A 26,879-nucleotide genomic window follows, 5' to 3' on the forward strand; every position below is an offset into this window, starting at 1 on the left:
TGAAAAGGCCCTTCACTCTCGTCCGATCGTTTCCCCCTGTGTTTCCGGGCAGTTTCATCCCCCGCCCAAGAAATCACAAAAAAAAGCCCATTCCACGGCATATCCGGCACGCTCCCTGCATTTCTATTCAGGCAAGACAACGACGGATGATGTCGCAACCATTCAAGGAATGGGTACCATGCACGAACAAAATCAAACCACCATCGATGTCTGCACCTCCCTCTTCTGGCACCTGTCGGATAAGGGGCTCGGCCCCTCGGAGGTCAACAGACTGGTCAAAGATGTTTTTTGCATCCTCCAGGACGGGGGAACATTCACGGTGGGTTTCATCAACCACCAGCTAAACAGCATGGGATGGACCGGACACATCATCGACGAAGACGCCATTGAGCTTGTGCTGACCATTTTAAAAAATGAATTCGATTATTCCATCAGCACCCACACGGTCCACTAAAAATTGATAGCTTTACCCCCGACACCTTACTTTAGCCTTCTGCCGGGGGCCATCTACGCAACCCTTTCCCACCACCAAACCATGCGTAGGTGGTCCCCACCTTTTTTGCAATCCCACCGGAAATGAGCCTCCCACCCGGACGACGCCCTCTCCCGCCTTCCCACCGTCGTCTTGGCTCTTTTTTCCGGCACCTTCCCCCCAGCGAAAAACCCAGAGCCGCGTCAATTCCCTTGAAATCCCTTGAAAAAGAATGTGAAATAGCTTATTTAGAATGGTTTTCACCGGTTGTTTTGCCGTGTGTACCGTACAGAAAAAAACGGGATATTTGATACAAATCGGTCAAAAGCAACGCGACGATTGCGGAAAACATCAACAACACCCAGCATCTCCCCGTAAAGCTACCACTTCGATGCTGTTGACACCGCCTTCGTCACCCCTTCGGCTCCCTTCGCGTCACCCGGAATCCGGGGAGGCGCTTTTCATGATTTTTTTATATATTCAGGTATGACAAACAGCATGTCTTTTGAAAAAAACACTCCCCTCACCCGGGAGATCAGCAAGCGCCGAACCTTCGGTATCATCAGCCACCCCGACGCAGGTAAAACAACCTTAACGGAAAAACTCCTTCTCTTCGGGGGGGCCATTCAGCAGGCCGGGGCCGTCAAGTCCCGCAAGACAGACCGCCACGCCACCAGTGACTGGATGGCCATCGAGCAGGAGAGAGGCATCTCCGTCACCAGCTCGGTGATGAAGTTCAACTATCGGGACTACGACGTCAACCTGCTGGACACCCCCGGCCACAAGGACTTTTCCGAGGACACCTACCGGGTCCTCACCGCCGTGGACAGCGCCATGATGATCATCGACAGCGCCAAGGGCGTGGAGACCCAGACCGAAAAGCTCATGGAGGTGTGCCGCATGCGCAACACCCCCATCATGACCTTCATCAACAAGCTTGACCGGGACGGCATGGAGCCCCTGGACATCCTGGCCGATATTGAAGAGAAACTGCAGATCGAGTGCACGCCCCTCACCTGGCCCATCGGCATGGGCAAGCAGTTCAAAGGGGTCTACAACCTTTATAAAAAAGAGATCCACCTCTTTTCCCCGGAGAAAGAGACCCTGGCCAAGGACGGCATCCACATCCAGGACCTGTCCGACCCCAAGCTCGACGAGCTCCTGGGAAGCCAGGCCGATGACCTTCGGGACGACATTGAGCTCATCGAAGGCGCCGCCGACCCCTTTGAGCTGGAGCTTTACCTCAAGGGGACCCAGACTCCGGTCTTCTTCGGCAGCGCCATCAACAACTTCGGTGTGCAGGAGCTCTTGGACGCCTTTGTGGAGATGGCCCCGACGCCAATTCCCAGGAAGGCCGTTACCCGGGAGGTCACCCCTTCCGAAGAGGAGTTCTCCGGGTTTGTTTTCAAGATCCAGGCCAACATGGACCCGGCTCACCGGGACCGCATCGCCTTTTTCCGGATCTGCTCGGGTAAATTCACCCGGGGCATGAAGGTCAAGCACCACCGCATCGGCAAGGACATCACCATTGCCAACGCCACCATCTTCATGGCCCAGGACCGCACCAACGTGGAAGAGGCCTATCCCGGGGACATCATCGGGATCCACAACCACGGCACCATCAAGATCGGGGATACCTTCACCACCAAGGAGCCCTTGAAATTCACCGGCATCCCCAGTTTCGCACCGGAGCACTTCAAGCGGGTGCTGCTGAAAAACCCGCTGAAGACCAAGCAGCTCCAGAAAGGGCTCCTGCAGCTGGCCGAAGAGGGTGCGGTGCAGGTCTTCCGCCCCTTGCGCGGAAGCGATTACATCTTAGGCGCCGTGGGTGAGCTGCAGTTTGAGGTCACCATTGCCCGCCTGAAAAACGAGTACAGCGTGGACGCCGCCTACGAACACGTCAGCATCGGTGTGGCGCGCTGGGTGGACAGCGACGATAAAAAATGCCTGGACGCCTTCAAGGAGAGCCAGGTGGCCAGCCTTGCCACGGACTCCGAGGGCCACCTCACCTACCTCACCACCAGCGAATGGCAACTGGGCTTTGTGATGGAACAGAACCCCGACATTGTGTTCAACAAGACACGGGAATACAACTGATGAAAGCACAAAATTACCGCGAAATACCGTACAACTACACCTCTGCCGACGACGAACTCGTCGTCACCTACCTCTTTGACGCCAAGGTGTGGAACAAGCTCCAGGAACTCCGGGGAAAACGCATCACCGGGCGCTCCGCCAAGCTGCTCATGCGCCTGATGGGTGACCTGTTCATCCTGAAGCGCAACCCCTTTCTCTTTGACGATCTCGCAGGGTCCCGGAGCCGCCGTCGCCTGTTCCTGAAGACCGCCGCCAACGATTTGGCCATCATCGAAAAAATGGCGGAGCAAAAAGAGGTTCTGGAGATCACCGGACGCTGCCGCAAAGCCCTGAAGGGCCTCAACGACACCCTCAAGGGGCACCGACGTCAGCGGCGACGCATCAGGCGCGAGCTCGGGGCCATCATCGGACGCCACAACGTCTGTTTCGAGCCCTTCTCCATCATCAGCCACGCCACGGACGCCACGGACTGGCGGCGCCACCTGGCCGTGGCCGTGCTGCGCCCCACCCGGGAGTCCCAGGTTCCCCGCCTGGTGAAAGCCATCGAGAGGCTCGGCCTCTCCATCATCCCCCGCGGTGCGGGCACGGGCCTCACCGGGGGCAGCGTACCGGTCACCGAAGGCTGCGTGATGATCAACACCGAAAAGCTCAACCGCATCCGGGGCATCAAGCACCTGCCCGCGGCTCCGGGCACCGGTGCGTCCACCATGCCGGTCCTTGAACTGGAGGCCGGGGTCATCACCCAGACGGCCATGGGCTACGCCGAGGTGGAGAACCTTGTCTTTGCCACCGACCCCACCAGCTCCTGGGCCTGCACCATCGGCGGCAACATCGCCGAAAACGCAGGGGGGAAAAAGGCGGTGATGTGGGGGACGGCCATCGACAACCTGGTCTCTTACCGCATTGCCATGCCCGGCGGCCGCCTCATGGAGGTGCGCCGGGAAGATCACCCCATGCGCAAAATCCTGCCCGAGGACACCGTCCTCTTCTCCGTGCGGGACGAAGAGGGACAGATCAAGAAGACCGTCAGCCTCTCCGGCACGGAGATACGAAAAACAGGGTTGGGCAAGGACATCACCAACAAGGCCCTTGGGGGCCTGCCCGGGATCCAGAAAGAGGGCTGCGACGGCATCATCACCTCCGCCGAGTTCATCCTCTACCCATCCTTTGAATACAAGACCACCTTCTGCCTGGAATTTTTCGGCAACGACATGGAAGAGGCCAGCGATGTCATCGTCAAGATCTCCAAGGAGTTCGACAACGGCGGCAAAGAGGCCCTCATCGCCCTGGAGCACTTTGACGACGAGTACATGCTCGCCATCAACTACAAGGTAAAGGCCACCCGTAAGGGGAGCCCCAAGGCGGTCCTTCTCATCGATATGGTGGGCCACAACGAAGAGGAGATCGACAGGGGGACCCGGCGCCTCCAGGATCTTCTTGGGCCGTACGAAAACACCGAGATCTTTGTGGCACGGGACGAGGACGAGGCCGAGCGTTTCTGGAAAGACCGGAAGAAGCTGGGGGCCATCGCACGACGCACCAACGCCTTCAAGCTCAACGAGGACATCGTGCTTCCCCTGGATGTGCTGGGGGCCTTTACGCGGTTTGTGGACACCTACAACCTGGAAGAGAACCGATACAACCAGCTGGACTTCCTCAACGCCACCCTGGCCTACCTGGAGCATGCCGAGCCCATCGAAGACCCGGAATGGCTTGAGGCACGTATCCCCAAGGCCAGAGAAATCTGCAGCGAGGCCCTCTCTGCCATCCGCAACGCCACCACGGAGATGCTTCAGGACGGCGCCCAGGCCCGGCAGCTCCTCTCCGAGCTCCTGGAGTTCTTCCGGGGTTACAAGCGCATCACCGGCGACATCCAGCGCATCTTCAACGAGGTAAGGGCGCGCCAGATCATCATCGCCACCCACATGCACGCAGGGGACGGCAACGTGCACGTCAACATCCCGGTCTTCTCCAACGACATGGAGATGATGAAACGTGCCGCCAAAACCGCCGACGACGTCATGGAGGAAGCGGTGCGCTTAGGGGGCGTGGTGAGCGGGGAACACGGCATCGGCATCACCAAGATGAAGTACCTGGATCCGTCCCTTGCCAAGGCCCTGGCCGCCTACCGGAAAAAGGTGGACCCCAAAGGGGTGATGAACCCGGGACAGCTTACGGACCCGAACATCCAGTCCAAGGTCTACACCCCCTCCTTCAACCTGCTGGAGCTGGAGGCAAGTATCCTTCAGCACGGCTCCCTGGAGACCCTGGCGGCCAAAATCGCCACCTGCGTGCGCTGCGGAAAGTGCAAGATCGACTGCTGCACCTTCTACCCGGCCAAGAACATGTTCTACCACCCGCGGAACAAGAACCTGGCCATCGCCTCCCTCATCGAGGCCATCCTCTACGACGTGCAGCGTGCCCACTCCACGCGCTTCAAGTTCCTCAAGCAGCTGGAGCAGATCGCCGACCACTGCACCATGTGCCACAAGTGCTTCAAGCCATGCCCGGTGGACATCGACACGGCCGAGGTCTCCCTCATGGAACGGGAGATCCTCGTCTCCCGCAAGTACAAGAAGACCCGCATGGCCACCCGGGCCTCCCTGGCGTACCTGGAGACCCGTAACCCCCTGGGCAACGCCCTTTTCCGAAAGGGCCTAGTCTCCTGGGGCGGCTCCCTTCAGCGCACCGGCCACCAGATGCTCAAGAACATGGCCCCCATGCGCAAGGTGCTGTCCGGGACCCACGCAGCCGAGATCCTTGCGTCTCCCGTTCCCCGGCCACCCGCGGGAACCCTCCGGGACATCCTGCCCAAGTGCGGGAACAACCAGGCCATGATCCTCAACCCGCCGGAGGAGGCGGAGCAGTCTGTCTTCTACTTCCCGGGATGCGGGTCCGAGCGGCTCTTTTCCGACATCTCCAAGGCCGCCATCTACATTCTGCTCTCCGCAGGGGTCCGGGTGGTGCTGCCGCCCCCGTATATCTGCTGCGGCTTTCCTGCCAAGGTCAACGCCAAGGGTGTGCAGCACAGCCAGATGACCCTTCGGGACTCGGTGATCTTCAGCCAGATCCGCGAAATGATCAGCTACGTGGAATTCGACGCCTGCGTGGTGAGCTGCGGAACCTGCCGAGAGGCCCTGGAAGAGATCGAGGCCCCGGAGATCCTGGACTGCAACATTGCCGACGTGAGCCGCTTTGCCCTGGAAAACGGCCTGGAGGTCAAAGGGGGCAACAGCTGCCTCTACCACGCCCCCTGCCACGACTCCCTGGACGGTGACGCGGCAGGCATGCTCGAAGAGTTTACCGGCTACTCCGTGGACAGCGTGCCCCACTGCTGCTCCGAAGGCGGGACCCTCTCCATGAGCCGACCGGACATCACCAACGCCATGCTCCAGAGAAAGCATGACGAGATCGAGCTGCGCACCCTGGGCAAGGGCCGTGAGACCACCATCCTCACCAACTGCCCCTCCTGCATCCAGGGCCTGGGCCGCAACAAGGACCTCGACATCGTTCCCCGCCACCTGGCCGTAGAGCTGGCCATCCAGACCGGCGGCAAGGACTGGGAAGAGAAACTCAAAGCCATGGTGAAACAGGCCGAGGTGGTGACCTTCTAAAAAACGCCCCGGTCTTTTGAACCATCCCAATAAAAAAGGCGCCTCCCCCGTAAGCGGGTGAGGCGCCTTTTTTGGTTGTATCCCCTGGAACGGTTCTCTGTGTCACCGCCTGACGGCCCTGGCCTCAAACCCCGCCTTGGTCAGGCGCTTGCGCATCACACCGGCCCGGCTCTCCGTCTGGAAGGCGCCCACCAGGACCTGCACCCGGCCATCCGCCGGAGGGCGGGGCATGACGTAGGCAAAAAAGCCCAGGGCATGGAGACGGCTCTCCAGAATCAGGGCGTCGCTGACGGGCAGGGGGCCCTCCACGGCAAGGGCCACGCTTTTTTTCGTCAGAGAGGCTTCCGAGCCCCCCTGGGCCAAAAGCGTCTCCCGCGCGGCCTCAGCCTCCTCCCTGCTTGCAAAATTGCCGCAGAACACCCGGTACCAGTCCCCCATGCCGGGAATCGTCACATAAGCGGAAAAGGCGGCCCCGCCCAGCTCCCGAAGGGCGTTCACCTGGGCGGCAGCCCGGGCCGCGTTGCGAAAGGAGCCGACATGAAGGGTAAAGGGGTAGGTGTCTGAAAGGCCACCGGTTGACGATGGGACTGCCAGCATGGCGGCAATACCGTGGTCAAGGGGCTCAGGCGTCAGGGGCTCTGCCTTTGCCTCGGGCTCTCTCCGTGCCGGTTTCTGGAAAAGATCCACCGTCACCTTCTCTGCCCTGGGGGCCGGCACAAAATCGGGGTCCCGGGCTATTTTGACCCCAGTGCCCACGAGAAACACCATGGGAGCCAGGAGCATCAGGCCCAGGAGCCCGCCCCAAAGGGCTGCGCGGCGAAAGGCCTTTCCCCTTCGAGGCCACCCTTCCTCGGAATTCCCCGGCTCCGGTGGGTGCCCGTTTTCATGATGTACGTCCTGTTCAGCCATGGTGATTCCTCATCTTTCAAGAACCCGGCCCGGATATTTCATGAGAAAACGGGTTACCTGCAATGATTCAATATTATTACAGGCGGTTGCTGTGAAAAAATTAGACATTTCATAAATACAAAATGTAATTCACGATTTTCTCACCCTTCGGGCGAGCCGAGTGCACCCATCTTCTGCGTTATCAGAGCCTTGAGGTAAACCACTACATCTGCAGCTCTGATGCCTTGAATATGGGTGCACTCGACTCGTGAAATATCCGGGCAGGGGTCATTGTTCTTTTTCCGTTATACCGTTCAACTGCCTACACCGCCCTTCCGTCCCCTGTCAATGCGAAATCGTATGGTCCGCCGCGTCCAGGGCAAACGCATTTAGATTTTTGCCTCCGGCGGCCCTGCCGGGGGCAAAACTTTTGAAAAGTTTGACAAACAGGTTTCCTTTTTTTGGGGCACACAGCAACCGTGCATAGCGCCTTGATTACCGAAACGTTTTTGCGGAGCTTTTTTCAAAAAGCGCCCCACCGGAGGCCATTGAATTGTTAAATGCGTTGGCCCTGCCGCCGCACCGCCCCAGTGTTGACAACATGGGGAAGGCGGCATAGGCTACGGCAGCGCCCATCGGGAAAGGGCCCTTACAGAAAAAATGTCTATAGACAGGCGCTCCGCAGATTCCGCCGATGCCTTAGAAAAGGAAGCAATTGCCATGGCCGATACCGCTCCCATCATCCGCTCCTGGGCCTCCGCCCTCTCCGCCCCTGTGGCCCTGACCCTCCACACCACAGGCGATGCCGAAAGCAATGAGATGGCGCATTTCGGGCAGTCCCTTGCCGATGCAGCGGGAGAGCACCTCGTGCTGACCCTGAAAAAAAGCGAGGGCCCCCTGCCCTTCTTTGAAACAAAACAGGGCCTGAAGTTCTTCACCCTCCCCGGGGAAAAGCTGCTCGACCTTCTCCTCTATGCCCTGAAAGGATCCCCCGAGGCGATCCCCTCGTCCCAGGCCGCCCCCTTGGAGCGCCTGGCACTCCCCGCCACCCTGGATCTCTTTGTGGCGGAGTTCTGCCCCCACTGCCCCCGCATCGCGCGACAGCTCATCACCCTGGCCCTGGCCAATCCCCATATCCGCCTCTCCCTGTACGACGGAAGCCTCTTTCCCAAAGAGGCGGAAAAGCGCGGCGTTCAGGCCGCCCCCACCCTGATCTACGACGGGGACATGCGATGGAGCGGGCAGTTTGATGTGGCCTCGGCCATGGAGGTGGTTGCCGGCCGTGCCCCCGAAGAGCTCAGCGCCGATGCCATCCGGGCCCTTCTGGAGGAGGGAGAGGCCGCCAGGGTCACAGCCATGGTGGCCGGTGCGGCAAAACCCTTTGCCTCCCTCAACACCTTGCTGGCCCATGAGAAGTGGTCCGTCCGTCTGGGAGCCATGGTGGTGATGGAAGAGCTTGCCGAATCCCACCCGGCCATCGTCTCCGAAACCGCCGCTGCCCTCCTGGGCGACCGGGACGCTCTGGATCCCGCCGCTTTGGGGGATATTGTCTACATTGCCGGGCTCTCCTGCGATATCGCCCATCTGCCCACCCTTCGCGCCATCCTCCAAGGCCCCTGCGACGATGCACTCCGGGAGGCGGTGGAGGAAGCCATTGAGGCCATCGAGGAACAGACATCCTGATTTTCCGTTGCCAAAGGGCGTGTTTTTGTAACGATGCCGCTCAAAAAAGCCTCCGGCGAACCCTGGCGGGGCCAACGATTTGCCAAACAGATAATAAACAATCCCTTCAGGGCTCCGCCGAAGGCATGCTGAATAGTTACTTGTTTTTTTACTTGACAACCGCTTTGCTTCCAAAGTAACTATCTTACCGTATTTACTTACACATACCACAAGCACAAACAGCTCAGACCCTGACCCTATAACCACACCTGCGATACGACACCAGCCCCCCCGGGGCCGTTGTGCCAGCGCACCGGCCGGTATGCGATTCGCCCTCGCAGGATGCGAGTACCCCATGAAACTGACCCGGACGCCAAACAAACGGCCCTTGGACGTGGAGTACATCCTGCGCTCTAGTCTGGCGTCTCCCATCCTCCCCCTTCTCATTGCCATCATCATGGGCACCTCCGACCTCTACGCCCGCCACCCTGTCATCACCTTGATCTTTCTGGCCGCCACCTTGCTCGTACTGGGCTGTCGGGTGGTCATCGGTTCCGCCTATTTTCTCTTCCAGCGCCTGGGCACCCCCACGGCCCGCCGATGGAGCCTCGGCCTGAACTACCTCTCGGCCATGGTCTTTGCCCTGTTTGCCACCTTTGTCCTGACCCGGTACGGCCTGGTATGGCCTGGCTACCTCATCATCTTCTGCTCCGGCGCCATTTTGAGCATCACCCCGGTCTTCAGTGTGCTGCCTTCGGCCAGCACAAAAATCTACACCGGGATTTTCCTGTTCCCCCTCATCGCCTGGGGAGGTGTCTCCCAATCCTTCCAGGGGCAGATCATCGCTGCCCTGGCCCTGCTTTACTTTCTTATCGCCACCCGCGTCACCGAAGAGACGCGGACCTGGGTATCGGGCCTCTCCCTCCATATCGCGGAAATGGACAAAAAGGCATCGGCCCTGCACCAAAAGAACAAGAACCTGGAAAAAGGACTCATCGAGCAGGACAGCCACCTGAAAACCGTCACGGCAAAAAAAGAGTTCTACCGCCAGGCCTTTCAGACAAGCCCCAACCCCATTGCCTTCAACCGTCTTTCCACGGGTGAGTTCAGCCATGTCAACGCCATCTTCTCCTCCCAGTTCGGCTACACCCGGGAAGAAGTCATCGGCAAAACACCCCTTGCCGTGGGCCTCTGGGAAGAGCCCACGGCCTGGGAGACCTACCTCAACATCATGCGAACCCGCAGGTGGGTCACCAACTTTCAGTGCCGCTTCCGCACCCGCGACGGGGAGAGCCGGTCGGTGCTCCTCTCCTCCCGGCGCATCACCCTGGCCCAGGAGCATTACGCCCTGACCACGGTCAACGACATCACCGAATTTTCCCAGGCCCAGAGCCAGATCAAGCACCTAACCAGAAAGATCATCCTGGTCCAGGAGGAAGAACGAAGGCGCATTGCCCGGGACCTTCACGACAGCGTGGCCCAGGACCTCTCCTCCCTGAAAATCACCTGCAGCAGCCTGCTGGACGGCCCCATCTCCGCCTCGGTCCTTCGGTCCAGGCTCAAGGACGTCTCCAGCGTGCTCCAGGAGTGTATCGAGGCCGTCAAGACCATCGCCTACGAGTTGCGGCCCCCCATCCTGGACGAACTCGGCCTTCCCACGGCCCTGTTCCGCCACTGTGAAGACTTTCAACGCAAGACCGGCATCGAGGTGGACTTTTTCTCTGCGGGCCTCAACGGCATCCCCCTGCACTCCGAAACCGAGATCAACCTTTACCGCCTGGTCCAGGAGGCCTTGAGCAACGTGCTGAAGCACGCCAGGGCCTCAAAGGTGGTGCTCCGGCTGGTGGCCTCGTTCCCGGACATCATCATGCGCGTGGAAGACAACGGGGTGGGGTTTGACCAGGGCAAAGGGAAGGGAAAAGACGCCAAAGGCATGGGCCTGCGCAGCATGGAGGAGAGGGTCCACCTCATGGGCGGGCGCTTTCGCATCATCTCGAGCCCGGGGGAAGGCACAGCCCTTGTAATCCGGGTTCCCTTCAACATGAGCGAACAGGAACTCGAAGAGATCTACAACGAGGTGGGATCCGTCAGATAATCAGCAAATTGTTGGAGGCCCGCCCGCAGACACCCGCAACAAAAATGGGGCATTGCTTTGTCTCCGGCCTTGGTATATCGTTGCCGGAACAAAGGCTGTAGATGCCCCCCGTTCGGGACGGCATCCCATCATCAACCATCGGGGGGAAGCCGTTCAACCACCTGCCCGGAACCGGTTGCGCCTGCCCCTTGCCCGCCTCCTGCCGTCAAGGGGCTGTCACGGGTTGCGCCCGGTCCCCACTCCAGTTCCCGATCACCTGAACCCTCCCCGCACGAATACAACGGCATCACCTGCCGACCGAGATACCTGTATGGATAAAATTGTTGTCAGGGGGGGTGCCCCCCTTCACGGACGTGTTCGGGTCAGCGGCTCCAAAAATGCCGCCCTGCCCATTCTGGTCTCCTCCCTTCTGGTTAAGGGCAAAACCACCTTTTGCAATGTCCCTGAGCTCATGGACATCCACAGCATCACCTGCCTCCTGGCCGAACTGGGGGCAACGGTTGAACGAACCGAAGACAAGGTCACCATCGATGCCGGCCCCATGGACTGTGTGGAGGCCCCTTACGATCTGGTAAGAAAAATGCGCGCCTCCATCCTGGTTCTGGGCCCCCTGGTGGCCCGCATGGGCCGGGCCAAGGTCTCCATGCCCGGAGGGTGCGCCATCGGGGATCGCCCCATCGATCTCCACCTCAAAGGGCTGGAAGCCATGGGCGCCACCATTCGCCTGGAGCAGGGCTATGTGGAGGCCACAGCCGACCGCCTTAAAGGGGCACGCATCGTGTTCGACACCGTCTCAGTGGGGGCAACGGAGAACCTGATGATGGCCGCGACCCTGGCCGATGGGGTCACCATTCTCTCCAACGCGGCTCGGGAGCCCGAGATCATGGCCCTGGCCGATGTGCTCAACGCCATGGGAGCCAAGGTCGAAGGGGCGGGAACCCCGGAGATCACCATCACCGGCGTGCCGGCCCTTTCATCGGTGGACGCCGCCATCATCCCGGACCGCATCGAGGCCGGCACCTTTATGGTGGCCGCGGCCATGACCGGGGGAGACGTGGAGGTAACGGCCTGCGCCCCGGAGCACATGGAGCACACCTTGAGCAAACTCGAAGAGGCCGGGGCCACCCTGGAGGTCGGCAAGGATTCGGTGCGCGTCATCGGGCCGAAGGCCATCAAGAGCGTGGATATCCGCACCGCGCCCTACCCGGGCTTTCCCACGGACATGCAGGCCCAGTTCATGGCCATGCTGACCCTGGCCGACGGCGCCAGCGTCATCCACGAGACCATCTTCGAAAACCGGTTTATCCATGTATCGGAATTGAAACGGATGGGAGCGGACATCGTGCTCAAGGGCAACGACGTCGCCACGGTGAAGGGGATCAAACGCCTTTCGGGTGCCCAGGTCATGGCCTCGGACCTGCGGGCCAGTGCCTCCCTGATCCTCTCGGGCCTGGTGGCCGAAGGGGAGACGGTGGTGAACCGCGTCTACCACCTCGACCGGGGCTACGAACACATTGAGACCAAGCTTCGGGGACTCGGAGCGGACATCGAGCGCATCAAGGGTTAAAGCGCCACGAAAAAAGCCTGCGCCGGGCCACAGACCGACGCAGGCACTTGACCTGCAAGTGTTTTAAAGGGGCCTTTCCCGCATCTCAACTGAAGCTGGAAGGGCCCTCCAGAAAATCGTACTTCAGCCGGGTAAAATTCTGAATGAAGTAGTCCACCTGGACCACTTGGCTCACCGACAGTGCTTCAAAAATCAATGACCGCTGTCGCACCATCTTGAAGGGGCCGAAGCGCCCCGTACCGATACGCTTGTCCGACAGAATACGGAAAGGCAGCCCCCCCAGAAAAAAATTCCCGTAGCGAATATTCACGCAGGTGTCCATGCTTCGCGCATCCAGTGTGTCGTTGACATAATAGATGCAGGAGAGCCCCTCACGGCTGATGTTGATCAGGGGCCCCCTTCGCGTAAAGGAGGGGGAAAAGACAATATAAGCGCCCCTTTTGGGGAGAAAACGTTCACAATGACGTAAATCACCCATACGCACCTCACATCATTCGCTGCCGGTGGGGACCAAGCAGACCGGCACGAAAAAAAAGGGATCGTGTTAAGTCGTGATACAGGCCTGTTCGACTTTGCAGGAGGCCATCATGAATACGTGCGGGAAACGAGCAAGGCTCGTGGTGTGAAACGAATGGATACCGGGAGTATCAAACAGATAACAACGGGTGCACATACTTTATGTTTGGGAGGACTTTAGTATACCATACCCGCTGGTTGAGGGAAACGCTTCTCTTCCTCTTCCCCGCCATGTCGGGCCTTGACCGGCGCCCCATGCTCTTTGTGCTCACAGGTCTTGTGACGGGCATCCTCACGGGCCATGCCCGCACGCCCCTGCCGGTATCCGTGACCCTGGTGTCGGTCCTGACAGCCTGTGCATGGCTCAGCGCACCCCGGCGCGTCCCCATGGCCTTGCTTATCCCCCTGTTCACCCTGGCAGGGGCCTGGCTCATGGCCCCTTGGGCACCCGCTGAAAAAGGGCTGAGCGGGTTGACCCCAGAGCCCCTTCCCCTCACGGGACGCATGGAGCAGATCCGGTTTCAGGACCGTGACCTCAAATGCATCCTGCGGGATGTCCTCCTTGGGAACGGCCCGAGCCTTGCTCCACCGGCCACCGGCATCCGCCTGATCATCAGAAAGGGCCGCTCCCTGCCCGTGGCCGAGGGGATGCAGCTCACAACCCGCTGCCGGCTTCGCCCCTTTACCAGTTTCAACAACCCTGGACGTTTCGATTACCGGCGCCACATGATGAGGCAGGGGGTCGCGGCCTGGGGCGTGGTCAAAGCAGAGGAGGTGACCTTGTCTCCGGCGGCTCCCGCCCATCGGTGGCGCACCGCCCTTCACCATATTCGGGCACGCATCGAAGGCGCCCTCTTCGACCATGCACCAACCCATGACTCCGGGGCCATGCTCTGTGCCCTTCTCACCGGCAATCGCTCCCATATGCCGCCTTCCCTGCGCGATCTCTTCACCCGTACCGGCGCAGCCCATCTGCTGGCCATCTCCGGCCTCCACCTTGGGATCGTGGCCACCCTTTTCTACTTCCTGTTCACGTGGGCATTCTCCCGCTGGGAGCGCCCCCTCATCAAGGGACACACACAGATGCTGGCCGCCACCTTCACCCTGGTGCCGGTTCTCCTCTACGCCCTGCTGTCCGGCATGGCCCCGTCCACCCAGCGGGCCCTCACTGCCGCAGGTCTTGTCATGGGTGCCCTGGTCCTCCATGAAGAGGCGGACCTTCCCACCACCCTTGCCCTGGCTGCCCTTATTATCCTCATCACCCATCCGCCGTCCCTGTTTGCCGTCTCCTTCCAACTCTCCTTTGCCGCCGTGGCCGCCATCCTGGCCAGCCTGGCCCGGCTTCGCACCCCGGCCTCCCCGGTGGCCCTGCCCACTCTCCGGCAGCGGATGCTCCTGTTTGTCATCCCCCCGTGTTTTGCCACCTTCGGCACGGCGCCCCTGGTCTTGCATCACTTTGGCTATGCGGCACCCATCGGGCTCTTGTCCAACCTGATCCTGGTTCCCCTCATCAGCTTCGGCACTATCCTCCCGGGGCTTGTGGGGGTGATTCTCCTCCCCCTCGGATCGGCCCCTGCCGGCCTCCTGTTTTCCCTGGCCGGCTACACCCTGGAGGCCGCCATCCGCATCGCCGCTCTCTTCTCCGACGTTCCCGGGGGCTACCTTCTTCTGCCCCGCCCCGGGGTCGGGACGACCCTTCTCGTGCTCTGCCTTCTTTTTTCCCTGCTGCTCTCCCCCCTTCGCAAGGGCAAAGGCCCCGTGCTGGTTGCCGCCTGCTGCCTGCTCATCTTGGGGGGAAGGGCCACAACAGCCTTTGTCCAGCGCCACCACAACCCCACCCTCAAGGTCACGGTGCTTGATGTGGGCCAGGGCTCTTCCGCTGTGCTGGCCTTTCCCAACGGCAAACGATGGCTGGTGGACGGCGGGTTTGCCCGGCCGGGACGCTTCGACGTCGGCCGCTTTGCCGTGGGGCCTTACCTGCAGGCCTCCCAGATCACCACCCTCGATGCCGTGGTCCTCACCCACCCGGAGAGCGACCACATGGGAGGCCTTATTCATATTCTGGACAACTTCAAGGTCAAGACACTTTTCATGGGGCCCTACCCCGGCAAGGGGGCGCTGTGGAACCGGTTTTCCGAGGCTGCCGCCCGGTCCGGCACCCGCATCGTTTACTTGACGGACCGGTCCCCGCCCATGGTCGTGGAAGGCGTTCGCGTCACCTGCCTTCACCCGGAGGCGCCCCCCAAGGGATTCACCGGCAGCGGCTCGGTGAACAACAACTCCCTGGTCCTCGGGCTGGCCTACGGAAATCACCGGTTTCTGCTCACCGGCGATATCATGAAAAAGGCGGAAGCCCGGCTTATGTCCGATGCCGGAGAGGCATTGAAGGCCGACGTCATGGTGATCCCCCACCACGGCAGCCGAAGCTCCAGCACCCAGGCCTTCCTCACCCGTGTACACCCCTCCATCGGCGTGATCTCAGCCGGACAAGCCAACCGCTACGGTCTTCCCCATACCGAGGTGGTAAAGCGATACACACGGGCCCAATGCACCCTCTACGGGACCCACCGGAACGGGGCCGTCACCATCGAATCCGACGGCACCGCCCTGTCGGTTTCCACCTTCCTTGACTCCTCTTCCCCTTTTCCTCCCTCGCTCACATGGACACGGCCTTGACACCGACTCTCCCGACGCATAAAGTACGGCAATTGGTTTCGATTTTCTCGTTGTGGAGGTTCCCCTTGGTATTTCGTCCCCGTGGCATTAGGCATTCCATCGTGCCACCCGCTCTGATGGCCCTCATTCTGGCACTTCTCCTTCAAGGGTGTGCTGCGCATACCTCCCCTTCCGTGGAGCCCCCCGTGGCTGCGCCAGAGCAAGAAAAAACGGCGACGGATACGGTTGAAGAAGCCTTGATTTCCGAGGACGCGTTTGCAGAAGACGACGAATTTCTGGATGATGATGATTTTTTTGATGACGAAGGGTTGATCGACGAGTTCGGCGACACCCCGGAGGAGCTAGTCTGGGATCCCCTGGCCCCCTTCAACCGGGCCATGTTCACCTTAAACGATACCCTCCTTATCTGGGTGGTCAAGCCGGTGGCTTCAGGCTACCGCACCGTCACCCCCACGGTTGTCCGGCGGGGTGTGGCCAATTTTTTCAACAACCTCAAGACCCCGGTACGCCTGATCAGCAGCCTGCTCCAGGGCAAGATCAAGGGGGCGGGCTCCGAAGTGGGGCGATTTGTCATCAACACCACCGTGGGGGTCCTGGGATTCGGAGACCCGGCGGGCAGCTGGTTCCACATGGAGCCCAGCGACGAAGACCTGGGCCAGGTCCTGGGCGCCTGGGGCGTGGGCAACGGCATGTACATTGTCTGGCCCCTTCTCGGCCCCTCCACCTTAAGGGACAGCGCCAGTATTCCCGGTTACTTTTATCTCAACCCCGTGGGGTACGTGGAACCCACAAAGCTCTCGCTGGCCATCACCGCCTACGAAAAACTCAACGAAGCCTCCTTCAGCATGGACGACTACATTGCCCTTAAGGCCTCGGCCCTGGATCCCTATACCTTTATCCGTGACCTTTACATCCAGAGCCGGGAAAAAATGGTCCAAGAGTAACCCGCGGCGACATGCCCCAAAAGGCTTCGGGGGCCGTATCACCGTACGTGCCAACACCCCGCCCGCACCCAATGCGGGTGCATCACAGGAAAGCCTATGGAACCCCCTATCCTGGAAGTCCGCAACCTGGTCAAGCACTATGCCGACGTCGAGGCGGTGAAAGGCATCTCCTTTTCCATCCGTCCGGGCACCTGCTTCGGCCTCCTCGGTCCCAACGGAGCCGGCAAAACCACCACCATTGAAGTCATCGAAGGGATCCTTCCCGAAACCTCGGGCGAGATTTTCTACAAAGGCGCTCCCCGGGGAGAGAGCTTCACCCGTGAGGCCGGGATCCAGTTCCAGAACACGGAGCTGCCCATGTTCCTCACCGTGCAAGAGACCTTGGAGACCTTTCGCCATCTCTACACCAAACGGGCCGGGCGGGAAGCCCTCATCGCCATCTGCCGCCTGGAAGAGATCCTCAAACGGGACAACCGGAAGATCTCCGGTGGCCAGAAGCAGCGCCTTCTCCTTGCCATGGCCCTGGCAAACGACCCGGACCTCGTCTTCCTGGACGAGCCCACCACCGGGCTGGACCCCCAGGCCAGGCGCCACCTCTGGGAGATTGTGGAAAACCTGAAACGGGACGGGAAAACCGTGGTACTCACCACCCACTACATGGATGAAGCCGAAAAACTCTGCGATGAGCTGGCCATCATGGACCACGGGCGCATCATCGCCATGGGAGCCACCGAGGCCCTGCTCTCCGCGCACTGCCGGGGCTCTTCCATCGTCCTGCCCGGCATCGCAGAAGACAGCGCCTTCGCCACCCTCACCACCCCCTGGTTCCGGTTAAAGGACGGCCGCATCAGCATCCAGACCGAAAACCCCGACCACTCCCTGCGGGAACTCGTGGCCATGGGCATGGACCTGTCCGGAATCGTGGTCATGCCCCAGAACCTGGAGGACCTCTTTCTCAAGCTCACGGGCAAAGCGCTTCGCAACTGACGACAAAAACGGCCCCATGAAAGGTACCATCGCCATGTTCAAACGTATCTGGACCCTTTTCAAAGCCCGCAACATCGAGTTCTACAGGGACCGCTCCGCCCTGGGGTGGAGCATCCTCTTCCCCTTTCTCATCATCGCCGGTTTCTCCCTTATTTTCAGCGAGGATTCCCAGAAGCTTTACAAGGCTGGCGTCCTCAAAGCCGACGGCGCAGCCCCCCTTCCCCAGAGCGAACACCTCCTCACCCACCCCCTGATCCAGGCCATTGAACTGGCCGACCGGAACGACGCCCTGGCCAAGCTGCGCCACCACCGCCTCGACATGGTCCTGTCGACGGATACGGGCCATTACTGGATCAACAGCGACGCCCCCAAGGGAAAAATCCTCGAAGAGATCCTTTTGGGCGGGGGACGCACCGGAGACGGCCCCTTCACCCGGCAGATGGTCACCGGGGACCGCATCCCGTATGTGGAATGGCTCTTTCCCGGCATCCTGGGCATGAACATGATGTTCTCCGCCCTCTTTGGCGTTGGGTATGTGGTGGTGCGCTACCGGAAAAACGGGGTCCTCAAGCGCTTCAGCGTCACCCCGGTTCGCCCATGGGAGTTCCTGACGGCCCAGGTCATCTCCCGCCTTTTTGTCATGCTTGCCACCACAGGCATTGTCTACGGGACCTGCACCGCCCTGTACGGATTTTCGTGCCGGGGCTCCCTTGCGGCCCTGTTTGCCGTCTTTGTTGTGGGCGGCATGTCCATGATCTCCCTGGGCCTCCTTCTGGCAGCCAGGGGCAGCAGCGAAGAGCTTGCAGGGGGCATCCTCAACCTCATCTCCTGGCCCATGATGTTTCTCTCGGGGGTCTGGTTCTCCCTTGAAGGCACGGCCCCCTGGGTCCAGGCCCTCTCCCGGGTCTTTCCGCTGACCCACCTCATCGAAGGGGCCCGCAAGGTCATGAACGACGGAGCCGGTTTTGCCGAGGTTCGTCTGGAAATCATTCTCCTTCTGGCCATGACCCTTGCCTGCCTCGTTGCAGGATCCCTGCTCTTTCAATGGAAGAATGACTGACTCGTTTCACGTGAGACCCATTTTTTAGTTAAAAGACCCGATACACCGTCACTCCAGGGTTGCGACTGCCCGTGGCCATGCCCTATAGTACGGGATGAAGACATCATGCTCACCTGTATGGCCAACCCATCACCATCTCTGGAGGACACCCCATGCCACCCTTTGCCTATCAGCCCCCCTTTCCCCTGGGGCCGGACACCACTGTTTACCGAAAACTCAGCGATGAGGGGATTGAAAAGGGGGAGGCCTTCGGAGAGACCGTCATCCGTGTGGCCCCGTCGGCCCTGACCCTTTTGGCCCGCGAGGCGTTTGCCGACGTCTCTTTTCTCTACCGCACCCGCCACCTCGAACAGCTCCGCAGCATTCTGGACGACCCCGAGGCCTCGAAAAACGATACCTACGTGGCCCTTGAAATGCTGAAAAATGCCGTCATCGCCTCGGAAAAGATCTTTCCCATGTGCCAGGACACCGGCACGGCCACGGTGGTGGCCAAAAAAGGGGCCCAGGTTATTTCCGGCACGGCCACGCCCGATGAGGAGGCCATCTCAAAAGGCATTTTTGAGACCTACACGGAAAAAAACCTGCGCTACTCCCAGCTGGCCCCCCTTACGCTCTTTGAGGAAAAAAACACGGGCTGCAACCTCCCGGCCCAGATCGATATCGCAAGCACAAAAGGCGCAAGCTACGACTTTCTCTTCATTGCCAAGGGCGGGGGCTCGGCCAACAAGAGCTTTCTCTTTCAGGAGACCAAGGCAATCCTGAACCGCAAACGCCTCCTGCCTTTTCTCAAAGAAAAAATCACCGAAATCGGCACCTCGGCATGCCCCCCCTACCACCTGGCCATCGTCATCGGCGGCACCTCTGCCGAGGCCACCCTCAAGACCGTCAAGCTTGCATCGGCGGGATACCTCGACCAATTGCCGACACAAGGCAACGCCCTGGGGCACGCGCTCAGGGATCGGGAGATGGAAAAGGAGATCCTCGACATGACCCGGGGGGTGGGCCTCGGTGCCCAGTTCGGGGGCAAGTACTTCTGCCACGACGTCCGGGTCATCCGACTGCCTCGCCATGGGGCCTCCTGTCCGGTGGGCATCGGGGTAAGCTGCAGCGCGGACCGGAACATTAAAGGGAAGATCACCGAAGAGGGTGTGTTTCTGGAGCAGCTGGAGACCCGCCCCGAGCGCTTTCTGCCGGAGCCTGCCATGGCAGAAGAGCCCGGTGTTGAAATCGACCTGAACCGCCCCATGGACGAGATCCTTGACGAGTTGTCGGCTCACCCCGTGGGCACCCGCCTCTCCCTTTCCGGAGAAATCATCGTAGCCCGGGACATTGCCCATGCCAGGCTCGCCGAAGCCCTGGAAAAAGGGGACGGGCTCCCCGACTACATCAAGAATCACGTCATCTATTACGCGGGTCCGGCCAAAACCCCGGAAGGCCACGCCTCGGGCTCCTTCGGGCCCACCACCGCCGGTCGCATGGACCCTTACGTCCCCGTCTTCCAGAAACTCGGGGGCTCGCGCATCATGCTGGCCAAGGGCAACAGGACCGACAAAGTCAGGGTATCGTGCCAAGAAAACCGGGGGTTTTACCTGGGATCCATTGGGGGCCCGGCCGCCAGGCTGGGCCGGGACTGCATCACCAGGGTGGAGACCATCGCCTACGAGGAACTGGGCATGGAGGCGATCTTCAAGATTACCGTAAGGGACTTCCCGGCCTTTATCATCATCGACGACAAAGGGAATGACTTCTACCGTCAGGCCATCATGTAACCCCCTGCGTAGCTGCCCTTCAAAACACAAAAGCTCCCGCCCAGAGGTCTCTGGGACGGGAGCTTTCAGTCAATTTCGTGATTCTGCGGACCGTAAACGGCCTTAACAAAATCGCCTACGGCGAGAAGTGCCAGCTCAGCTGGTGGTCACCAGGGTTTCAAGACTTGTGACAGCCAGGGGACGCGCAAAGGCCACATGGATGGAGATGGTGTTCTCACCCCGCTCGTTGACGCTGCTGACCCGCCCCTGGACCGAGACCCCCTCTGCCCCTTCACCGGGCTTCATCAGCGAGCAGATGGAACGCCCGAGCAACAGGCGGGCCATGGAATACCCGCTGCTCTTGACCACGGCAGAGAGCCCCCCTTCCGAGATATCGAGGAAAGTGCCGGTAAAGGATTTGCCCACGGTGGTCCCCTTGTCGGTCATGAGCTGGAACACAACCCTGCCCTTCACATGAAAACGCCGATAACGCCGCCTCTCAAGCCCTTTGGCCTGGACGGTCTCGGTCAGGTTGTTAAACCGGCCGCAAAAGGACTGCAGCTTTCCGAGAAAATCGGGGTGTTTCTCCTGCATCAGTGTCAGGACCTCACGATCAAGATAGCCCACGTTGACCCGGGAAAGGGCCACAACGGATGCCGTGCACACACTGGTATGGAAAAAAGCGTCGTAGCCTGCCACGTCCCCTTTGCACATCTCCTTGATAAAGAGCTCCCTGGCGTCATCTTTATAAACGATCTTGGCCCTGCCGCTGTTAATAAAGCAGAGTCGATTGATCACCTCGCCCTGGGTTATGATCTCGGTATCCACCTCCACCACCTCGTTTCTGACGTGATGATAAAACCCGGAGGCCTCCTCCTCGGTAAGGAGTTCGTAGAATGCCTTCCAGGTCTCCATGTACTCCCCGGAATCCACGAAGCACCTTTCCTGATCGATAATCTCCTCGGCACGCACCACTTCCCCCAGGGCCATCTCATCCACATCGGACAGCCTCGCCTTGTAACGCTCCGCGCGCTTGAAGTCCTTCTCTCGTGCCGCCCGCTCCACCATCAAAAGAAGGACCTTCAGGGCCGAGGCCTTCTTCCCCCCGCTGATCAGACCGCTGACAATGGCCTCAAGGGTTCCGAACTCCTCGGACGCGATGTAGTCGCGGGTCACCTTTACCCGGGCATCCGGCTCTTTCTCTTTCGGTGCCGAACGCTCCCTGGACATGGCATGGCGAATTTTGACAATGGTCTCTTCGGCAAGTCGTTTCTGTTCCGATGTGTAACGGCTCCTGCCCAGGAGCCCTTTTTGGTCCACAACCTTCTGAAGGGTCGGAAGCGCCTTCATGGAGCCGATCTCTCCCATGGCCGAGCACACCGCCTTGATGACCTTGTCTTTCTCCTCCGGAGGCCCGGCCATTCTGGATTTGAGCACGGCTGAGAGGGCATAGACCCCATCATCGCCTCCGAACTGGGCCAAAAGTCCCGCCAGTCTCGGCTTGACCCTGTCGGGAACCACCAGGATCGCCTTGGAATAAAAACGAGTCCGCCTGCTGCCTCCGATCTGCTTGGCACATGAAATCACGGCATCGATCACCTGCTCCTCACGACGCGTCACCAAGGGCTCAAGGATTTCTATGTGCTCCTCCCTACCAACCTCCCCCAGCAGTTTCAGGAGATTGCGAAGATAAAACCAGGCGCTGTCCGGCGTAATACGCTGCGTGAGCTCGTCAAGGGTACCGGGCCCGATGTTTTTCAGGACCCCCATCACCCGGATCCGTTCAGCCATCACCTCACTCTCCCGAAGCAGGTCAAGTAACGGAGGCACGGCAATGTTTCCAAGCAGAGCAAGGGCGACGGAGGCCTGGTGCCGGTGACCACCCGTGTCCTCCCTGAACGCTTCCATGAAAAGGTTAAACACCCGTTCTGAAGCCATTCGGCGCAGGGTTCGTTCGGCATACCGGGTCATATGGAGATCTTTTTTTAAGCGTCCCTGCGCCATGAGGCTGAAACTCTCCATGAACGGAACGGCATCTCCGAACAGCCCCCCCACAATCAGGTTGTGGATATGGTTCACCATCATATCGGCAGCGGATTCAAAGAGAGGGGTCACCTCCTGCTGATAACGTGCCCACAAATTGACGGGTCCCAGTACCCGGCTCACCAGGTCCAGTCGACCAAGCCCGGTGAACGCTTTGGCCGTTTGAAGGAGGACCCGAACGGCTGCCATGGACTTTGCTTCGTCATCCAGGTTGATGGCAAGGGACACAGCCTGAATCAACCGCTCAGCCTCTTGGGTCTTGCCCTGCTGGGTTCGTTCGGTCATAACCCTGGGCAACGCAGCCAGCGCGTCGAGATCGTTGAGGGCATCGGAACCGCCCTCCATGAGCCCTTCAATCACCGCCTCAATCCGAGCCAGTGTCTCTTGTTGCGCGGCCTCTTCACGGCTCCTCAAAGCCTCTATGGAAGCCGTGAACTCCCTGCCCCTGGGCTGAGCAAGGCTCCAGTCCGACGCATCGTTATAGGCCTTGATATGAGCACGCCCCACCAACCGGCTTCCCCTTCTCTGGGTCTGCTTCACCAGGAGCAGGCGGGCGGCAAGGAGCATGAAGCTCTCGTTGTCGAGGTGTTCCACGGCCTTGGTGACGGCAACTTCCGACAGGTTCAATGCAAGTAAATCGGCGTTAAACCAGGCTCCAAGGGCCTCCAGGCTCTCATACAGAAGGGAAAAGGTGGTTGCATTCCCCTGTTCACTGCCTGCCCTGACCAGATAACCGTTAAGGCTTGCAAGGCGCGAGATGGTATCCCAATCGTTGGGCTCGTACCCCTTGTCTGCACAGAAGGTAAGAAAACGCCCGCTGACCGATAAAAGCCAGGCCGCGTTGACCGTCTTTCTGGTGATATACGACAAGGCCTGGAGTTCGGTGATCTGTCTGAACCAGATACGCCGGAAAAAATCCTCATCACGTTCGATCACCTCATCGGCTTCGGCACCGAGAAACACATTGTGGTTGGCAGAGACAAAGGAGACCCCTTCGGCTTCGAACATCTTCCGCACCCCGCCCTGTGCGTCCATCTCCTCCGGCGGCATACTGAGAATCCGAGATGCCTTGGCATAATTTTCCTGATCAATGGCGCGGTCAAACACAATGCTCTTCAGGTTGAGGGCCTGCATCAGAAGACGCAGAGAATGGATTTGAGGCATGCGCTGAGATTTGGCGTCCAAAAGCTTTCCATCGAAAAGAATGGATCCCTGGGCTTCGGATACAATAAAAGGGGCATCCCGATAGAACAGGGCGGTAAGGCGGGAATATCCGGAAGAGAGAGACTGGCGGACAATGTCACTGGATTCGGGGTAGAGGCGACAATTTTTCACCGCACTCATGAAGAGGTTAACTGCCCCCAGTGCCGTTTGGATATTGAGGTCATCAGCCATATAACGTCTCACCTTCTGTTAACCTGAGTGGATGGGGGCACCGTTGCGCATTGCCGCTACGCAGTGATGGAAGGCTCACACATAGAAAAGAAGACATCGGCATGCAACGATCCCTGCACGTCAACACGGCGGCAAAATTCGCCAGAAAGGCGGGGCTTGAAGACGTATTCTCAACGGATTGTATCTGCCGATCATCGAAACCGATGGCTCGTTATGGAAAGAAGGGATTTCATAACGCTTAAACGATATAAAATGTAGAAAACAAATTGAACCGTTCACTGATTGACATTCAACCAGAAGCCACCAAAAAACACGGTGTTATTATAGCACCAACCCCCATTCAATGTAAGTTCATTTTGATCACGCCGAGTGACATAGTCAACACAGACCGTGACCAGGAACAGCGTATTTCCGGTCAGATACAAGGCAGGGCACCTGGCCCGCCACTCTACGTATCCGGTCCGCAAGGCCTTCCATGGCAGTGATGGGTGCAGACGACCATTCCTTAATTAAACAAAAAGGCCCCTGACGAAAAACACATCAAGGGCCACATGAAACATCCGGATCAACCTGCTCACACGCTCTTTTCTCCATAGATATACCTGTTAGATCGAAACGGGTGGGACCTTGTCGCAATCACCACCGAAATACGTTGCGTGACCACAAAACAAAAAAGGCCCTTGATGACTGTGTCATCAAGGGCCTCTATAAAAAAATCCGGCGGCGACCTACTCGGACGCTCTGCTGCCCGTGCAGTACCATCGGCGCAGATAGGCTTACTTCTTTGTATCAGATAGGTCGTGGTCGGGAGGGGAACGGGTGTGACCTTGTCGCAATCACCACAGAAATACGGTGCGCGACCACAAAACAAAAAAGGCCCTTGATAACTGTGTCATCAAGGGCCTCTATAAAAAAATCCGGCGGCGACCTACTCGCACGCTCTGCTGCCCGTGCAGTACCATCGGCGCAGACAAGCTTACTTCTTTGTATCTGATAGGCCGTGTTCGGGATGGAAACGGGTGTGACCTTGTCGCAATCACCACCGAAATACGGTGCGCCACCACAAAACAAAAAAGGCCCTTGATGACTGTGTCATCAAGGGCCTCTATAAAAAAATCCGGCGGCGACCTACTCGCACGCTCTGCTGCCCGTGCAGTACCATCGGCGCAGATAAGCTTACGTCTTTGTATCTGATAGGCCGTGTTCGGGGTGGGAACGGGTGTGACCTTGTCGCAATCACCACCGAAATACGGTGCGTGACCACAAAAAATCGAGTAGGGTGAAGCAGAGTGATCAGCTCTGCTTCATCCCTCTCACAGAACCGTGCGTACGGGCCTCGTACACGGCTCCTGTCCAACCTTATCCCAGCATTGGCTGGGGAAGCACTCCCGTCTCTATCTTGTCCATCTGGAACAGTCCGAGTTTTTCAAGCCACTTATTCGATATAGCCCAGTGGCTCAGTTGGCATGCCGCATTTCGCCACGAACTCATCCGGATGTTCTCGAACTCACCGGTGTAGCCCAGTTGCCTGAGTCTGCGGTGAAGCTTTCGAGGTTTCTTCCATAACTTCATCTGGATTGCTCGCAGACGTCTTCGTATCCACCCCATCATCTCCCTGAACCATCCCTTGCAGTTTGCCACTTTAAAGTAGTTGGCAAAGCCCCTAAGAATAGGATTCAGATCATAAATGACTTTCGCAAGATTCACTGGGGTGTTGCGTCGGGTGCACTTCCGGACTTTTTCTTTAAAGGCCTTCTTCCGTTCGGGTTTCACCTGGGTGTACCTCGAACCGATAACCACCCCGAGATACGGTACTCCCTTCCACAGACTCGTTATATGAGTCTTCTTCTGGTTAACCGTCAGCTTTAGCTTCACCTCGAGATAGCCCGTTGCCACTTCCCGTGCTCTTTCTGCCCCTGCCTTGCTCGCTTTGAAGATGACAATATCATCTGCATAACGTGTGATTCGATGCCCCCGTCGCCTCATATACTGATCAAACTTATCCAGATAAATATTGGCTAACAGTGGACTGATGACGCCACCCTGCGGACTACCGACGGTTGTCGGTTCCAGTTCGCCGGAGGTTAACACTCCACCTGTCAGGAACATTCGAATCAAATTCAGGATACTGCGATCTGCTACTTTCTCTCGAACTGCCTGAACAATCAGGTCGTGGTCTAACGTGTCAAAACACTTACTCAAATCCATATCCACAACCCATTTCAGGTTGTAATCGCGCATGAACATCGTTGCTTTGGCGATGGCATCCTGCGCACCTCGACTGGGACGGTACCCATAGCTCGATGGATGGAAGCCCGGGTCGAAGATGGGTTCCAGTATGGTCTTTAACGCCTGTTGGACCACTCGGTCACGAACCGTAGGGATACCGATTTTCCTGATGCCGCCATCCGGTTTGTCGATTTCGACTCGCTTCACAGGAGACGGCAGGTAGCTCTTCCCCTTTAGTTCCATCAGAAGAGATTGGATATTTGTGTCCAGTTCCAAGGCAAAATCTTTGCAGGACTGCCCGTCTATCCCGGGAGCTCCATTCGCCGATTTCACCTTTTTGAATGCCCCTGTAAGTGCCTCTTGATGAAGAAGCCGATCGTAAAGGCTGTACCAGACTCGTTTTCCCATCTCTTCCTCTTGCTTCGCTTCTTCTGTCAGATCGTTCCGGTGATGCGTTTCGAGTCTTCGGCAACGCCTGCCTGCTTTCTATCCGTATTCGGCAATGTACAGCCATCTGCGTCGCTTACTCCGATGAGAGCAGTTTGCTTAAAGAGCCCTGTTCCCAGGGGGACTTCATTACCACTTGCCCGCCTCGTCAGGCGGCTTGTTCTCCGCTCATCTTCACGTTCTGCTTCCAAAGCTTTCGATTAAACTTCACCCCTTCGCAACTGTCGGCGCTTTTGGCTTTCCGGCAGCCTCAACAGTCCATGCTGCTGATCATCTCTGTTTTCTCCTCCACTCCGTTACCGGGCTTCTCAGGCTGAGATTTCATCACTACTACGGGCTCATCTGCCACCCTGCAAAGCATCTCCCCCTCCTTGAGTCTCCTCTTGTCGGGTGATATCTTTTTTTTTTTTTTAGAACTCTGCAGGGCTTCCCCGGTTAA

Annotated in this window: 16 protein-coding genes and 2 rRNA genes (1 of these 18 only partly in view); 11 read left to right on the plus strand and 7 right to left on the minus strand. The window is 58.9% G+C overall.

Annotation, left to right across the window (positions count from 1 at the left end):
- Positions 1 to 178 precede the first annotated feature (178 nt).
- The 3 genes from ACOYW0_RS09390 to ACOYW0_RS09400 all read left to right on the plus strand — a co-directional run bounded on the left by ACOYW0_RS09390 (position 179) and on the right by ACOYW0_RS09400 (position 6,183).
- Positions 179 to 454, plus strand: a complete 276-nt coding sequence (locus tag ACOYW0_RS09390; RefSeq protein ID WP_180142278.1) for a hypothetical protein — start codon at positions 179 to 181, stop codon at positions 452 to 454.
- Between the two features lie 516 nt (positions 455 to 970).
- Positions 971 to 2,569 (plus strand): peptide chain release factor 3, encoded by a 1,599-nt coding sequence (locus ACOYW0_RS09395; protein ID WP_180142276.1) that lies wholly within the window; start codon positions 971 to 973, stop codon positions 2,567 to 2,569.
- A complete protein-coding gene (locus ACOYW0_RS09400) occupies positions 2,569 to 6,183 on the plus strand; it encodes a DUF3683 domain-containing protein (RefSeq protein WP_482418256.1) in 3,615 nt (1,204 codons plus the stop codon). Before ACOYW0_RS09395 ends, ACOYW0_RS09400 begins: the two co-directional genes overlap by 1 nt.
- A gap of 102 nt (positions 6,184 to 6,285) precedes the next feature.
- Here ACOYW0_RS09400 and ACOYW0_RS09405 read toward each other — a convergent pair whose 3' ends face one another.
- Positions 6,286 to 7,092, minus strand: coding sequence for an SPOR domain-containing protein (locus tag ACOYW0_RS09405; RefSeq protein WP_482418257.1), 807 nt, complete (start codon positions 7,090 to 7,092; stop codon positions 6,286 to 6,288).
- Between the two features lie 699 nt (positions 7,093 to 7,791).
- Between ACOYW0_RS09405 and ACOYW0_RS09410 the strand changes: the two genes are divergently transcribed.
- The 3 genes from ACOYW0_RS09410 (at position 7,792) to murA (ending at position 12,395) form a co-directional block, all read left to right on the plus strand.
- Positions 7,792 to 8,754: a thioredoxin family protein gene (locus ACOYW0_RS09410; RefSeq protein ID WP_482418258.1), complete on the plus strand. Its 963-nt coding sequence runs from the start codon at positions 7,792 to 7,794 to the stop codon at positions 8,752 to 8,754.
- A 334-nt stretch (positions 8,755 to 9,088) separates the two neighbouring features.
- Positions 9,089 to 10,828: a PAS domain-containing sensor histidine kinase gene (locus ACOYW0_RS09415; RefSeq protein WP_482418259.1), complete on the plus strand. Its 1,740-nt coding sequence runs from the start codon at positions 9,089 to 9,091 to the stop codon at positions 10,826 to 10,828.
- Between the two features lie 310 nt (positions 10,829 to 11,138).
- On the plus strand, positions 11,139 to 12,395 hold the full coding sequence (murA, locus tag ACOYW0_RS09420; RefSeq protein ID WP_482418260.1) for a UDP-N-acetylglucosamine 1-carboxyvinyltransferase: 1,257 nt from the start codon (positions 11,139 to 11,141) through the stop codon (positions 12,393 to 12,395).
- An 85-nt stretch (positions 12,396 to 12,480) separates the two neighbouring features.
- On the opposite strand, the gene ACOYW0_RS09425 is transcribed toward murA, so the two are convergent.
- Positions 12,481 to 12,873 (minus strand): hypothetical protein, encoded by a 393-nt coding sequence (locus tag ACOYW0_RS09425; protein WP_482418261.1) that lies wholly within the window; start codon positions 12,871 to 12,873, stop codon positions 12,481 to 12,483.
- A gap of 200 nt (positions 12,874 to 13,073) precedes the next feature.
- Between ACOYW0_RS09425 and ACOYW0_RS09430 the strand changes: the two genes are divergently transcribed.
- The 5 genes from ACOYW0_RS09430 to ACOYW0_RS09450 all read left to right on the plus strand — a co-directional run bounded on the left by ACOYW0_RS09430 (position 13,074) and on the right by ACOYW0_RS09450 (position 20,347).
- Positions 13,074 to 15,587 carry a DNA internalization-related competence protein ComEC/Rec2 gene (locus tag ACOYW0_RS09430; RefSeq protein ID WP_482418262.1) on the plus strand — a complete coding sequence of 838 codons (2,514 nt, stop codon included), beginning with the start codon at positions 13,074 to 13,076 and terminating at the stop codon, positions 15,585 to 15,587.
- Positions 15,588 to 15,772: 185 nt separating this feature from the next.
- Positions 15,773 to 16,531: an MlaA family lipoprotein gene (locus ACOYW0_RS09435; RefSeq protein WP_482418263.1), complete on the plus strand. Its 759-nt coding sequence runs from the start codon at positions 15,773 to 15,775 to the stop codon at positions 16,529 to 16,531.
- A gap of 96 nt (positions 16,532 to 16,627) precedes the next feature.
- Positions 16,628 to 17,518 (plus strand): ABC transporter ATP-binding protein, encoded by an 891-nt coding sequence (locus ACOYW0_RS09440; RefSeq protein ID WP_482418264.1) that lies wholly within the window; start codon positions 16,628 to 16,630, stop codon positions 17,516 to 17,518.
- 16 nt (positions 17,519 to 17,534) lie between these two features.
- The gene (locus ACOYW0_RS09445; RefSeq protein WP_482418265.1) at positions 17,535 to 18,578 is read left to right on the plus strand and encodes an ABC transporter permease; all 1,044 of its coding nucleotides are present in this window, start codon (positions 17,535 to 17,537) and stop codon (positions 18,576 to 18,578) included.
- 152 nt (positions 18,579 to 18,730) lie between these two features.
- Positions 18,731 to 20,347 carry a fumarate hydratase gene (locus ACOYW0_RS09450; protein WP_482418266.1) on the plus strand — a complete coding sequence of 539 codons (1,617 nt, stop codon included), beginning with the start codon at positions 18,731 to 18,733 and terminating at the stop codon, positions 20,345 to 20,347.
- 135 nt (positions 20,348 to 20,482) lie between these two features.
- Here the strand turns inward: ACOYW0_RS09450 and ACOYW0_RS09455 are convergent, their stop codons facing one another.
- The 5 genes from ACOYW0_RS09455 to ACOYW0_RS09475 all read right to left on the minus strand — a co-directional run.
- A complete protein-coding gene (locus ACOYW0_RS09455; protein WP_482418267.1) occupies positions 20,483 to 23,764 on the minus strand; it encodes a cyclic nucleotide-binding domain-containing protein in 3,282 nt (1,093 codons plus the stop codon).
- 915 nt (positions 23,765 to 24,679) lie between these two features.
- Positions 24,680 to 24,811: ribosomal RNA gene (rrf, locus tag ACOYW0_RS09460) — 5S ribosomal RNA — on the minus strand.
- A gap of 68 nt (positions 24,812 to 24,879) precedes the next feature.
- Positions 24,880 to 25,011: ribosomal RNA gene (rrf, locus tag ACOYW0_RS09465) — 5S ribosomal RNA — on the minus strand.
- A gap of 112 nt (positions 25,012 to 25,123) precedes the next feature.
- A complete protein-coding gene (gene ltrA, locus ACOYW0_RS09470) occupies positions 25,124 to 26,401 on the minus strand; it encodes a group II intron reverse transcriptase/maturase (protein WP_482417693.1) in 1,278 nt (425 codons plus the stop codon).
- Positions 26,402 to 26,690: 289 nt separating this feature from the next.
- Positions 26,691 to 26,879 carry the 3' portion of a hypothetical protein gene (locus tag ACOYW0_RS09475; RefSeq protein WP_482418268.1) on the minus strand. 36 nt of this gene lie beyond the right edge of the window, so 189 of the gene's 225 nt are visible here — the last part of the coding sequence; the start codon falls outside the window, past its right edge — the gene reads right to left on this strand; the stop codon is at positions 26,691 to 26,693.

Source organism: Desulfoluna sp. HI9BLuna, from assembly GCF_056829775.1.